The 12,109-nt window shown below is 58.0% G+C and carries 12 protein-coding genes; 11 read left to right on the top strand and 1 reads right to left on the bottom strand.

The window, feature by feature from the left end; all coding sequences use genetic code 11:
- Positions 1-62: 62 nt before the first annotated feature.
- From ICA15_RS22865 to ICA15_RS22825, 9 genes are all read left to right on the top strand, one after another.
- On the top strand, positions 63-1,697 hold the full coding sequence (locus tag ICA15_RS22865; protein ID WP_210554720.1) for a methyl-accepting chemotaxis protein: 1,635 nt from the start codon (positions 63-65) through the stop codon (positions 1,695-1,697).
- A gap of 360 nt (positions 1,698-2,057) precedes the next feature.
- Positions 2,058-2,621 carry a nicotinamide riboside transporter PnuC gene (gene pnuC, locus ICA15_RS22860; protein WP_210554719.1) on the top strand — a complete coding sequence of 188 codons (564 nt, stop codon included), beginning with the start codon at positions 2,058-2,060 and terminating at the stop codon, positions 2,619-2,621.
- Positions 2,618-3,142 carry an AAA family ATPase gene (locus ICA15_RS22855; RefSeq protein ID WP_210554807.1) on the top strand — a complete coding sequence of 175 codons (525 nt, stop codon included), beginning with the start codon at positions 2,618-2,620 and terminating at the stop codon, positions 3,140-3,142. The genes pnuC and ICA15_RS22855 overlap by 4 nt, the downstream gene beginning before the upstream one ends.
- Positions 3,143-3,498: 356 nt before the next feature.
- Positions 3,499-3,948 carry a hypothetical protein gene (locus tag ICA15_RS22850; RefSeq protein WP_150615705.1) on the top strand — a complete coding sequence of 150 codons (450 nt, stop codon included), beginning with the start codon at positions 3,499-3,501 and terminating at the stop codon, positions 3,946-3,948.
- A gap of 1 nt (position 3,949) precedes the next feature.
- Positions 3,950-4,522 (top strand): adhesin, encoded by a 573-nt coding sequence (locus ICA15_RS22845; protein WP_210554718.1) that lies wholly within the window; start codon positions 3,950-3,952, stop codon positions 4,520-4,522.
- Between the two features lie 71 nt (positions 4,523-4,593).
- Positions 4,594-5,586, top strand: a complete 993-nt coding sequence (locus ICA15_RS22840) for a heme utilization protein (RefSeq protein ID WP_210554717.1) — start codon at positions 4,594-4,596, stop codon at positions 5,584-5,586.
- A 62-nt stretch (positions 5,587-5,648) separates the two neighbouring features.
- Positions 5,649-6,329 carry a C39 family peptidase gene (locus ICA15_RS22835; protein ID WP_150615708.1) on the top strand — a complete coding sequence of 227 codons (681 nt, stop codon included), beginning with the start codon at positions 5,649-5,651 and terminating at the stop codon, positions 6,327-6,329.
- A gap of 44 nt (positions 6,330-6,373) precedes the next feature.
- Complete coding sequence (locus ICA15_RS22830; protein ID WP_150615709.1) at positions 6,374-7,120, top strand: hypothetical protein; 747 nt, start codon at positions 6,374-6,376, stop codon at positions 7,118-7,120.
- Between the two features lie 45 nt (positions 7,121-7,165).
- Positions 7,166-8,470 carry a transporter gene (locus tag ICA15_RS22825; protein WP_150615710.1) on the top strand — a complete coding sequence of 435 codons (1,305 nt, stop codon included), beginning with the start codon at positions 7,166-7,168 and terminating at the stop codon, positions 8,468-8,470.
- 94 nt (positions 8,471-8,564) lie between these two features.
- Here ICA15_RS22825 and ICA15_RS22820 read toward each other — a convergent pair whose 3' ends face one another.
- Positions 8,565-9,890, bottom strand: coding sequence for a sigma-54 dependent transcriptional regulator (locus ICA15_RS22820; RefSeq protein ID WP_150603115.1), 1,326 nt, complete (start codon positions 9,888-9,890; stop codon positions 8,565-8,567).
- Positions 9,891-10,256: 366 nt separating this feature from the next.
- Here ICA15_RS22820 and ICA15_RS22815 point away from each other — a divergent pair, with 366 nt between their 5' ends.
- On the top strand, positions 10,257-10,523 hold the full coding sequence (locus tag ICA15_RS22815; RefSeq protein WP_095188991.1) for a hypothetical protein: 267 nt from the start codon (positions 10,257-10,259) through the stop codon (positions 10,521-10,523).
- 281 nt (positions 10,524-10,804) lie between these two features.
- On the top strand, positions 10,805-12,094 hold the full coding sequence (locus tag ICA15_RS22810; RefSeq protein ID WP_210554716.1) for a hypothetical protein: 1,290 nt from the start codon (positions 10,805-10,807) through the stop codon (positions 12,092-12,094).
- Positions 12,095-12,109 lie beyond the last annotated feature (15 nt).

Here is a 12,109-nt window from a genome sequence, read left to right as displayed (position 1 = left end):
AAATCGTGGTTGGATGCTGGCGGTCGTTAATTACAAGAAAAAGAATCCGGAGTGACAGCGTTATGAACAGCTTGCGCAGTGTGTCGATCAGCCGACGCTTGTGGCTCATCTTGATTGTGGCAGTGGTCATGTTGCTGACCTTGGGCGCATTGATGCTCAAGCAGATCCACGATGACCTGTATCACGCCAAAGCCCAGAAAACCCAGCATGTGGTGCAGACCGCCAGCGGCCTGCTGACCTATTACCACGACCTGGAAACCGCCGGCACGCTGACCAAGGAAGCCGCGCAGAAACAGGCCCTCACCGCCATCCGTGGCCTGCGCTATGACCAGAGCGATTACTTCTGGATCAACGACCTCACGCCCGTAATGGTCATGCACCCGACCAACCCCAAGCTCGAAGGTCAGAACCTGTCGGCGATCCGCGATCCGGACGGCTTTGCGGTGTTCAACGAGATGGTCGCGATTGCCAAGTCCAAGGGCGCCGGCATGGTCGACTACCGCTGGCCGAAGCCTGGCGCGAGTGAGCCGGTGGCGAAAACCTCTTACGTGAAATTGTTCGAACCGTGGGGCTGGGTGCTTGGCTCCGGGGTTTACGTCGACGATGTGCAGGCCGAATTCCAGGGCCAGGTGATCAAGGCCACCGTTATCGGCCTGGTGATCGCCGTGATCATGGCGCTGTTGGTGATCCTGATCGCGCGCAGCATCGTGCGCCCCTTGCAGGAGACCGTGAACGCCATGGCCAACATCGCCAGCGGCGAAAGCGACCTGACCCGCAGCCTCGACACCCACGGCAAGGATGAAGTCACCGAACTGGCTCACCACTTCAATGCATTTACCGCCAAATTGCGCCGGGTGATCGGTGAGTTGCAGGTGTCGGCCAGCGCGCTCGGTCAATCGTCCAGCGAACTGGGCAACGATGCCTCGCAGGCCCAACAACGTAGCCAGCAACAGTCGCAACAAATGGAGTTGGTCGCCACCGCGATCAACGAGGTGACTTACGGCGTGCAGGACGTGGCGAAAAACGCTGAGCATGCCGCCGCCGAAATGCGTGATGCCGAGGCGCAGGCGCAACAGGGCCAGATCAATATCGACGGCAGCCTGCAACAGATCGACAAGCTCTCGGGCACCATTGACCAAGCGGTCGAGGTGATTCGCACTTTGGCCACCGAAAGTACCCAGATCGGCAGTGTGCTGGAGGTGATTCGTTCGATCGCCGAGCAAACCAACCTTCTCGCCCTCAACGCGGCCATCGAAGCAGCACGGGCCGGTGAACAGGGTCGTGGATTTGCCGTGGTGGCGGATGAAGTGCGCTTGCTGGCGCAGCGTACACAGAAGTCGACAGCGGAAATCCAGTCGATGATCGAACGCCTGCAAAATCACTCCGAGGCAGCGGTCAAGGTTATCGGTGACAGCAGCAAGGCGTCGCAACTGACCATTGAACAGGCTGGGCTGGCTGGAGCTAGCTTGAATGCCATCGGCCAGGCATTGCGCAATCTCAATGGCCTGAACGCATCGATTGCCAGCGCCACGCTGCAACAGGCGCATGTGGTCGAAGACATCAACCAGAACGTTACTCAGGCGGCGGGGCTTTCTCACAGCACGGCCGTGGCGGCAGAACAGTCGAGTGCGGCCAGCGTGCGACTTGGCCAGTTGAGCGAACAACTCAACGGCCTGCTGCGCCAGTTCCGCGTCTAACGCCATTCTCCTGTAGGAGTGAGCCTGCTCGCGATAACGGTGGATTTGTCGATAGAGATGTCGCCTGACCCACCGCTATCGCTGGCAAGCCAGCTCCCACAAGTTTTTGTGCAGCGCCATCATTTTTGAGCACCACATAAATCCATGTGGGAGCTGGCAGACTTTGTCGGCGTGCCACAAAGGCTGAGCACCGCGAAAATCCATGTGGGAGCTGGCTTGCCAGCGATGAGAGCACAACATTCAGCATCATTGTTGAGTGTGCCGACGCTTTCGCGAGCAAGCTCGCTCCTTGGGTCCTTCAGTGTTCTGGCGAATACAGTACAATCCGCCCCCTCTTTCAACTCCCCCCAAGGAACCCACATGTCCGGGCTTGAACTGTTTGCCGCCGCTCTCGGTGTCATTGCCGTGTGGCTGACGGTCAAACAGAATCCGTGGTGCTGGCCGATCGGGCTGGTCATGGTGTTGCTCTATAGCTGGATCTTCTTTGAAGTGAAGCTGTATTCGGACATGTTGCTGCAAGTGATCTACGCCGCGCTGCAGGTTTATGGCTGGTGGCAATGGACGCGCGCCGGGACGATGCACGACGGGCGACAAGTCACCCGCCTGGATGCTCGCTCGATTGCGCTTGGCCTGAGTGTCGGCGCAATTGGCAGCGTGTTGCTGGGGGCTGCGATGGCGCATTGGACTGACGCTGCGCAACCGTGGCTGGACGCGGCGCTCACCGGGTTCAGCCTGGTCGCGCAGTTGTGGATGGCGCAGAAACGCCTGCAATGCTGGGCGCTGTGGTTCGTGCTCGATGTGATTTTTGTCGGGCTGTTCCTTTATAAGGGGCTTTACCTCACCGCGGGCCTGTACGCACTGTTCACCGTGATTGCCATTCAAGGCTGGCGCGAATGGCGCGCCGACCCGGCATTGCGCACATGAAGGTCGTGGTTCTGACCGGTCCGGAATCCACTGGCAAGAGCTGGCTGGCGGCGGGTCTTCAGCAACAGTTTGGCGGTCTGCGGGTGGACGAGTACGTGCGCTGGTTTATCGAGCAGAACCCGCGCGACACCTGCCTGGCCGACATCCCCGAGATCGCCCGCGGGCAACTGCAATGGGAAGATCAGGCGCGGGCGCAGCAACCGTCGCTGCTGATTCTCGACACCCACCTGTTGAGCAATATTCTCTGGAGCCAGACCCTGTTTGGCGCCTGCCCGGAATGGCTGGAAGGCGAGTTGCTGGCGCGCCATTACGACCTGCACCTTCTGTTGTCCCCGGAACGAATTGACTGGACCGATGACGGTCAGCGCTGCCAGCCGGACCTTGATCAGCGCCTGGCTTTCTTCCAGGCCACGCGCGATTGGCTGGAACAGCATCGGCAACCTTGCCAGATCATTCAGGGCGACTGGGCCGAACGACAGGTCCAGGCCTTCGCTGCAGTCGAAAGACTACTGGTCGAGTAAACCGCCTGATGGGTCACCTGCCCCACTGCTTCACCCTGTTTTGGGGAAAAAGTGTCCATTCCTGAAACACTGACGCGAGTGCAGAGTGGCCGTTTCAGCGGCATTCATCGCTTTGTCATGGCACTTGTTACGCCACTGATACACATCCCCGCAAACCCTTGTTCCAGAGCTTTGTTCAGCCAATAGACGGGCTGGCGAGACTGCTTGTGTTTCAACGATGAAACACCCTGTGCATCGACTCTGCGCGTGCTTGCGGTAAGCCGCTGGAAAACAACAACAATTCAAAAGCGGCACAGCTTTCGCTATCTCCTTCACAACGCTGACAAGGGCAGCCCACTGAAGAAGGAATTGCAGCCGTGGGGAATATCAAAAAAAGCATGACCTGCCTTCTGCTGATCGGATCAGCAGCCAGCGCATTTATCAGTTTCAACGTTCAGGCCGAAGGCAATGGCGTGATCGTCCTTGATCGCGATGTTCAGCCTATCCCAATCGGCCGCAATGGCGGCAAAGACCCCTACCCGACGACCGTCAACGCCAACCCCTCCGCTCGAATCAACCAGACCCTGAGCAGCACTGAACTCAGTGACGGTGACTTCGCCGGGATCGCCAGTGGTTCTTCGATACGCGGCAACATGAACACGCCTGCTTCGAACCTTCCGGGCATGAACACGCTGACCAACACCAACGGCTTGCCGGGCATGCGCACTGGCACCGGCGGCGGCGCTGGCGGCTCGATCTCCAATACCGTCAACCGCGCCATGAGCACCGGCCTGGCCCCCCTGACCCGCATGGCCGGAGGCCAATGAGATGAATCGCACTGTCCTTCTCCTCGCCTTGCTCGGTTGCACCAGCGCCATGGCTGACCCAAGTTCAGTCAACAGCGCAAACATTCAGGATTCAGGCATGCAATACCGCGGCAATTTCAACGTCAACCAGGCCGCCGGTGACCAGATGCAGCAAGCCAACACCAAGGCAATTGCCATCGGCACCGAATCCCACGCCTCCACTCGCGTCATCCAGAAGATCGGCACACCTGCCGATCGCTCGATGAACGCCAGCGCCAACATCGGCGGCAACTCTTTCAGTAATGGCAACGGAGTACTGGGTGTGAACCAGGGTGCCGGGGCCAATAACCAGATGGCCAACGTGACGCGCGTCAGCATCAGTGCTGCCCCGCAGAGCGTTGACGATAGCGCCCTTTCGCAACAGAACGTGGCGTTGTTACCGAGCTCAGGAGCAACTGGTACCTCACCCGGCAGTCGCCAGGTCACGACAAGTGATCAGGCCTTCACCGGCAGCCGCGGGGTAATCCAGGTGAACCAGAGTGCCGGGGTGGGGAACCGAATGGCCAACACCCTGAGCATCCGGGTCGCAGACTGACCCAAATAAAAAGCAGTGCAATTAGAAAGTACCAACACTTAACCAACTAATAAGCACGACGGAGAAACACCATGAAACCTACAATGGCTCTCAAACCACTGGTTTTCGCACTTGCAGCAGTGATGGCTATCGCAGCACAGGCAGGCGGTCGTGATGACGATCATGGTAATGGACACGGCAACGGCCATGGTAATAACCAGCCTAGGGGCCCAAGCCTTGAACAACTGCTGCAAATCACTGCAGGCGCCGGCGCCGCTGTGCTCGATGAGCAAGACAGCGACGGCAACGTTGTCAAAAACCAGGGCACGCTGAATAACGCTAACGCCAGTGACTCGCTCAACAACTCCAACGGCAACATGGGCGCCAACGTGGCAGCCGGCGACGGCAACCAGCAGGACAACGCTGCTGCATTGGCCACCGCTGACGAAAGCTTCATCTTCGGTAACGCTGTTGCTGCCTCAAGCGCCACTCAAACCAACACCAACAACTATGTGAAAAACTCGTCCACCTTCAACAACGCCACGCTCAACAACGCAGGCAACAATGGTTCCGGCAACATCGGCATCAACGTCACTGCCGGTAACTTCAACCAGCAGAAAAACAACCTGGCGATCGCCGTATCCGGTGGCCGCGTAGCTCAGGCTGCTGCTTCTGCCAACCAGTCTTCCACTGGCCTGGTTGTAGAAAACAAAGGCGTGCAGGCCTACAAAACCGACACCCTCACCGGCACTTATGCCGCTGCCGGGACGTTCAAGGCAAAAGGCACTGCAACCATCGAAGACGATAATGATCACGGCGGTTGGGGCAATCGTGGCGGCGGCCACGGCGGCAACGATGATCAGAAAGCCAAGTTCGAAGCCGTGGGTACCTTTGGCCTCGCTGGCGTAACCACTCAGCAAGTGATGACCAAAGACGGCTGGAAAGCGCCAGTGGTCAACAATGCCAACATGACCAACTCGATGAACAACTTCTCCGGCAACGGTGGGGCCAACGTCTCGTCTGGTGTGGGCAACCAACAAAGCAACTCGCTGTCCATCGCCGCAGGTTGCAGAGCCTGCCTGTAATCGCGATCGAACGAAAGCCCCGGAAACGGGGCTTTTCCTCAGTCCGCAAAGGCGTATCGATCATGCGTAAGTCTGCCCTTCTCGCTTTGCTGTGCCTGTGCGGTCTGACTCAGGCGGCACAGATGCCTGTGGCTGCCTTGCCGGGCGGCACACTCGTCTACAAGGACGTGCAAAGCATCCGTGAGCGCAAGTTTGCCGACATTGTCGAACAGAAAACCGATTTCAGCTGCGGCGCTGCCGCACTGGCCACGGTGTTACGCCAGGCTTATTGGCTCGACGTCGATGAGGAGCACATCATCAAAGGCATGCTGGTCACTGCAGACCAGGACCTTGTTCGTACTCAAGGCTTCTCCATGCTCGACATGAAGCGCTACGTTGAAAGCATCGGCATGCGTGCCAGAGGCTACCGGATACCGCCCGAGAAGCTCGAAGCGGTGACGATTCCGGTGGTGGTACTGATAGATATTCGCGGCTACAAGCATTTCGTCGTGTTGCAGCGTGCAGACAAGGAGTGGGTTTACATCGGAGACCCTGTCCTGGGTCATAAGCGCTACAAACACGATGACTTTGTCAAAGGTTGGAACGGCATTGTCTTCGCCATCGTCGGTCCCGGGTACGACAAGGCCAACGCCTTGCGCAGTCCACCGGTACCGTTGACGGCCAAGAACCAGCTGGATGGCTTCAATCCTGTCAAAGATGCTGAATTGATGGATTTCGGGTTCATACAGAGCGACTTCTTTTAATCGCCGACTATATAAAAAGGGACTGGATGTCCCGGGAGCAGCAGATGAAAACCTCATACTGGCTGGCCGCCGCCTGCCTGGCGGCGAGTGCTTCAGGCTATGCCAATGCAGGATTCACACCTATCGAAATCAAGGACCAAGAGCTCGCCGAGCTGCGTGGTCGTTATGTCATGCCGGGGCGAATCATCAGCTTCGGCATTGTCATGAGCAGTACCTGGCGCAACGCCAGCGGTGACTTGATCGGGGCCGCGACCTCGATGCAGATTCAGGCCGCGACGGTCAAACCGGAGTTCTACGTCTCGACCATCAAGGAACACGGCAATGGCAGCACCCCGACGCCGGGTACTGGCAGTGTCATCGGTGGCGCGGGGCTCAACAGCAGCCAGGGCGTGACGCAAAGCGTACGTGCCGCGGGCGACAGCAATACCGCCAGCAACAATGTTGCAATCAACGTCAGCGAAGCCAGTCAGGCGCCAGCGCTGGCACCTTCTCAAGGCCAGGCGCTGGTCGCCGGACAAACCATCAGTGGCAGCAACGCTGCGGGCAGTGTCGCGGTGTCGGCCACTGGCGGCGGCGTTCAAATGGCTATTCAAGCCAGCGGCAATCAGGGAACTGCACTGCAACAAGTCGCCCAGGGCGGTTTACTGCAGAACACTCGATTGCTGGGCAGCGCCAACGTGGTCAATAACCTGACTCAACTCAACGTCGTATTGAACAATAACGGCAGAAGCGCCGGCGCACTGGACTGCAACCTGACTCAACTCGGGGCCCTACGCAATATCGGATATTGAACTACGCTGAGTCTCGATCATTGGGCATAAAGGGACGGCTTATTCATGTATCGATCAGTATCACTGCGTGCCGCAGTGTGTTTGAGCACTCTTCTCCCTGCCGCAATGTTGCAAGCGGCTCCCAACGCGGATGTAGAGGCCCTGAAACAGGAACTTCTGGAGCTCAAGCAACGCTACGAAGTACAACAAAAAGCCCTGGCGGTACTCGAGCAACGGGTCCGCCAGGTTGAGGAACAACCCTCTGCCCCACCGCCAAAACGGCTGGCGAAATCGCCGTCGGACATGAAAGGCAATCGCGTCGCCACCGGCACCGGTGCTGCCGCAGCATCAGGAGGAGCCGCCGGGGGCAGCGGCGCCTCTTACGGGCAATCTCTGGCTGACGATTCACAACCGGCGCAAAGCGTCTCCAACCTTTATGACGAGGCCAGCGGCTTCTTCGGCGGCGGTAAGTTCAGCGTTGAAACCGGCGTTACTTATTCACGCTATGACACCCGCCAGTTGATTCTCAACGGCTTCCTGGCACTGGACTCGATCTTTCTCGGCAACATCAACCTCGACCGGATCAAGGCCGACACCTGGACCCTTGACCTCACGGGCCGCTACAACTTCGACAATCGCTGGCAGTTCGACCTGAACGTGCCGGTGGTGTATCGCGAGTCGACGTATCAGTCGGGCGGCGGCAACGAGGGTGCGGCAGGCGTTACTACCGAGGAAACCGTCACCAAGGATCCAACCCTCGGCGACGTCAACTTCGGTATTGCGTACAAGTTCCTCGACGAGTCGGTCAACACGCCGGATGCAGTCGTCACCTTGCGGGTCAAGGCGCCAACCGGCAAGGATCCGTTCGGCATCAAACTGCGTCAGACCGACGCCAACTCCAACCTGTTCGTGCCTGACACCCTGCCGACCGGCAACGGCGTCTGGTCGATCACACCGGGCATCTCGCTGGTCAAGACGTTTGACCCGGCCGTGCTGTTCGGTAGCCTGTCCTATACGCACAACCTCGAGGAGTCGTTCGACGATATCAGCTCCACCGTCAACCAGAAAAACCCGGGCAAGGTGAAGATCGGCGACAGCTTCCAGATCGGCGCCGGTATTGCCTTTGCACTGAACGAGAAGATGAGTATGTCGTTCTCGGTATCCGACCTGGTGCAGCGCAAAAGCAAACTGAAGCAGGATGGCGGGGATTGGGAGTCGGTGGTGTCCAGTGACGCCAACGCCGGTTACTTCAACGTCGGCATGACCATTGCGGCCACCGACAACCTGACCATCGTACCCAACCTGTCTATCGGTATAACCGAGGATGCCCCGGACTTTTCCTTCAGTCTGAAATTCCCGTACTACTTCTAAAGCAACAGCAAAGATCGCAGCCTGCGGCAGCTCCTACATAGATCTAATGTAGGAGCTGCCGCAGGCTGCGATCTTTTGCTTTTGAGCTATCTAACTAACGAATCTGATGCTTGTGCAGCAGCCGATAAAACGTAGGCCGCGAAACCCCAAGCACTTTGGCGGCAATACTGAGGTTGTCGCTGTGCCGGTTCAGCACATCGCACAGGGCCTGGCGTTCGGCGCGGGTCTTGTAGTCTTCCAGGGTGCCCATGGGCGTGGCGATCGAATGCTGGCTGATCAGCCCCAGATCCCGCGCTTCGATCTGCCGACCTTCGGCCAACACCAGGCCGCGACGAACGCGGTTGGCGAGTTCACGGACATTGCCGGGCCAGTCATGCTTACCCATGGCAATCAACGCATCTTCGCTGAAGCTGCGCGGCCGGCGGCCCGTTTCGTGGCTGTAGAAATGTGAGAAGTGGTTGGCCAGCATCGACAGATCCCCATGCCGTTCGCGCAACGGCGCGGTGACGACTTGCAGCACGTTGAGCCGGTAATACAGGTCTTCACGAAAGCGCTTCTTCTCAATTGCCGCCTCGAGGTCGACGTGGGTCGCCGCCAAAACGCGCACATCCACCGCAATAGGCTGACTGCCACCGACCCGCTCGATGTGTTTCTCCTGCAGAAAACGCAGCAGATTGGCTTGTAATTCCAGCGGCAGATCACCGATTTCATCCAGAAACAACGTGCCACCGTTGGCCGCCTCAATACGCCCGACCTTGCGTTGATGAGCGCCGGTAAACGCACCTTTTTCGTGGCCAAACAGCTCGGACTGAATCAGATGTTCGGGAATCGCCCCGCAATTGATCGCCACAAATGGCTTGCTGTGGCGTTGGGATTGGCGATGCAGCGTGCGCGCGACAAGCTCCTTGCCGGTACCGCTTTCGCCACGGATCAACACCGGCGATTCGGTGGGCGCCAGTTTGCTGAGCAACTTGCGCAGTTCGCGGATCGGTTTGCTGTCGCCGAGCAGTTCATGCTCGGGCTGATCCACGTGAATCGTGCCCTGCCCGCGCAGCCGCGCCATGCCGAAGGCCCGACCGAGCGTGACTTGCACCCGCGACACGTCGAACGGCAAGGTATGAAAATCGAAAAACCATTCGCAAACGAAGTCGCCAACGTTCTGCAAACGCAGAACTTCCTGATTGAGCACAGCGATCCATTCGGTGCCGCTGCGGCTGATCAGTTCCTTGACGGCTTCAGGTCGCTCCAGATGAAAGGGCTGCAAACGCAAGAGCCCGACATCACAGGTGCGGTCGGCAGCGTTTTCCAGGGTACAACTGTCGACATCCCACCCTACCGCGCGCAAACCGGGTAACAGGCGATGGCAGTCGTCGCACGGATCGACCACCAATAAACGTCGTAACGCAGGCGCTTCGCTCATGACTGTTCCTTGGCGCCAAATTTTAGGAAAAGGTTGAAAAAACAGTCATTTGGCAGACCTGGCTGTAACATTAGCAAGATTTTGACAGCGCCTTGTATCGATTGCTTATAGGTGTACAAGCAAACTCGTTATAAGAACTGCAGTTGTTAGTTAGCTATCGACTTATGTCTGGATGAATCCCAGTTAATAAGCTTTCGCCAAGCTTTCAAAACCGGTTTAAAACCGGGTATATGAAAGAAAGTCGAAATTTCTTTGCCAAGAGTGTGACCTGCTCCGGGGTTGCGTGCATCAGTACAAGTAACCAGCCGAACGGTAAGCCCAACCGACGGCACATCACTTGATTGGGCACTACAGAGAGAAGACCCCATGACCGCCCCGCTCCGTATCAACGAAGCACTTTTGATTGCCAACCACGCCTTCAAGCCTTTCCAGTGCGTGGCCTGGGCGCCACAAGACGGCAATGGCGAACTGAGCCTGACCGTTATCGACCGCACCAACTCCCACATCGGTCGCAAACAGATTCCAAGCAGCGCCTACTCCGATCCGGCACAACTTGAGCAACTGCTGCAGCAGGCTCGTGCTGAATTGAGCGACGAAGGTTACACGCTGCAATCCTGGTCGATGCCGCACTGATAACCGGGTGACGCGGATGACTTCCTGGTCATCCGCCCTACTCTTGTTAGTTGCTGTTTCTGGTTAATCCTCGATACTTTTGTACAACTTTCGGCAATACGCTCAGGCGTAATTGCTTGGCACGCTTGCATTCGGTTCAAAAAGACACTGTTCTGGCACAGTGCGACCCTCCACCTGTTAGTTCTTACAGTTGTACTTCCCTCAGTTCAGGTTTTGAATGTTCCGCTCATGCAGTTACCAGCCGGTTTGCGGTCTTGGTCAACTCGCAAGGAGATGCGTGCATGTCCACCCTGAACGCCTTTGCGCTCCCAGCCTTAATGAATAATGCCGGTCAACTTGACCAGACCTTCGCCTTCCGCGGCGTTGCTCAGGTGTATTTCGCCGGCAGTTTGTCCAGCCTGACCGGGGATGTTGCGCTCGATGCGCAAGGTCGGACTCTGGTGGCGGCGAAAGTCGGCGTTGCCGAGGGCAGCCGTTTCGGTCTGGCGCGGTTGCTCGCGGATGGTTCTGCTGATTTGTCCTTCGGCAACCACGGCAGCGTGATTGACACGTTTACCCATGGTTTCGAAGCGATGGCCGGCAAAGTCCAGGCACTGGCCGATGGACGCATCCTGCTGGCCGGTTTGCACTATGAAAACAGCCATCGCACTTTGCCCGCCTTAGCCTTGTTCGATGCGCAAGGCAATCCGGATCAAACGTTCGGCGACAACGGCCGGCAAGTCGTGCGTCTGCCGGGCGACCTGTCCATGGGCACCCGCGATAGCTGGCTCCCGCCCGGTGTACCGGGTGCCGAAGCCTGCGACTTCGCGGTTCAGGACGACGGGCATATTCTGCTGATCGCCAACCATCATTTCGAACTTGCCGATCACGCCGGGATGCTGATTCGCCTCAAACCCGATGGTTGTCTGGATGAGGCTTTCAACGGTCGCGGCTTCGTGATGATCCGCCATTTGCTGCTCAATACCTGGCTCAGCAGTCTGTTGTTGCAGGCTGACGGGCGGATCGTGGTTGGCGGTTCGATCGACTTTCCGCAGCAAGGTCTGTTGGCGCGATACCTGCCCGATGGTTGTCTTGATGAACGCTTTGCAGTGGATGGTTTCATGGCGTTCACCGCCCAAGGCAAAAGTGCACTGGTCAGTCAGATCCTTGAATCCACCGAATCGCTGCACTGTTTCGGCAGCAGTCGCGACCCGATCCGCTGCCTCACGCTCAGCCTGCACTCTAATGGTCGCCCGGACTCGCACATCGGCAATGGCCAGTCGCAACTGCTCGAAATCGGACCCAGCGGCTGTCAATGGAGCGCCGCACAACGCATGGCAGACGGTCGGATGATCGCGGTGGGAGCAACCATTGGCGGTGTCGAGGCAGACTTCATCGTCGCTCGTTATCACGCCGATGGCAGCCTCGACCCAAGCTTCGGCGATGGCCGCGGCTGGCTGCGCACACGCCTGGGCCGCAGCCTTGACACGGCCAACTCACTGGCCGTGCAACCAGACGGTTCAATACTGGTCGGCGGCTATTCGCTGGATGGCAACTACCGGGCGATGGTTGCGCGCTACACAAATCAATAAATTTTACCTGGCACA

This window comes from Pseudomonas sp. P116 (assembly GCF_020149425.1).
GTDB classification, from domain to species: Bacteria; Pseudomonadota; Gammaproteobacteria; order Pseudomonadales; family Pseudomonadaceae; genus Aquipseudomonas; species Aquipseudomonas anatoliensis.
Note: the sequence above shows the minus strand (reverse complement) of the source record. Positions and strands in the feature narration are given on the sequence as shown.

Coding starts and splice junctions, on each gene's coding strand:
- ICA15_RS22840 (WP_210554717.1), top strand. CDS start 4,594: ATGAAACCTACAATGGCTCTCAAACCACTGGTTTTCGCACTTGCAGCA.
- ICA15_RS22845 (WP_210554718.1), top strand. CDS start 3,950: ATGAATCGCACTGTCCTTCTCCTCGCCTTGCTCGGTTGCACCAGCGCC.
- ICA15_RS22835 (WP_150615708.1), top strand. CDS start 5,649: ATGCGTAAGTCTGCCCTTCTCGCTTTGCTGTGCCTGTGCGGTCTGACT.
- ICA15_RS22815 (WP_095188991.1), top strand. CDS start 10,257: ATGACCGCCCCGCTCCGTATCAACGAAGCACTTTTGATTGCCAACCAC.
- ICA15_RS22830 (WP_150615709.1), top strand. CDS start 6,374: ATGAAAACCTCATACTGGCTGGCCGCCGCCTGCCTGGCGGCGAGTGCT.
- ICA15_RS22855 (WP_210554807.1), top strand. CDS start 2,618: ATGAAGGTCGTGGTTCTGACCGGTCCGGAATCCACTGGCAAGAGCTGG.
- ICA15_RS22820 (WP_150603115.1), bottom strand. CDS start 9,890: ATGAGCGAAGCGCCTGCGTTACGACGTTTATTGGTGGTCGATCCGTGC.
- ICA15_RS22810 (WP_210554716.1), top strand. CDS start 10,805: ATGTCCACCCTGAACGCCTTTGCGCTCCCAGCCTTAATGAATAATGCC.
- ICA15_RS22825 (WP_150615710.1), top strand. CDS start 7,166: ATGTATCGATCAGTATCACTGCGTGCCGCAGTGTGTTTGAGCACTCTT.
- pnuC (WP_210554719.1), top strand. CDS start 2,058: ATGTCCGGGCTTGAACTGTTTGCCGCCGCTCTCGGTGTCATTGCCGTG.
- ICA15_RS22865 (WP_210554720.1), top strand. CDS start 63: ATGAACAGCTTGCGCAGTGTGTCGATCAGCCGACGCTTGTGGCTCATC.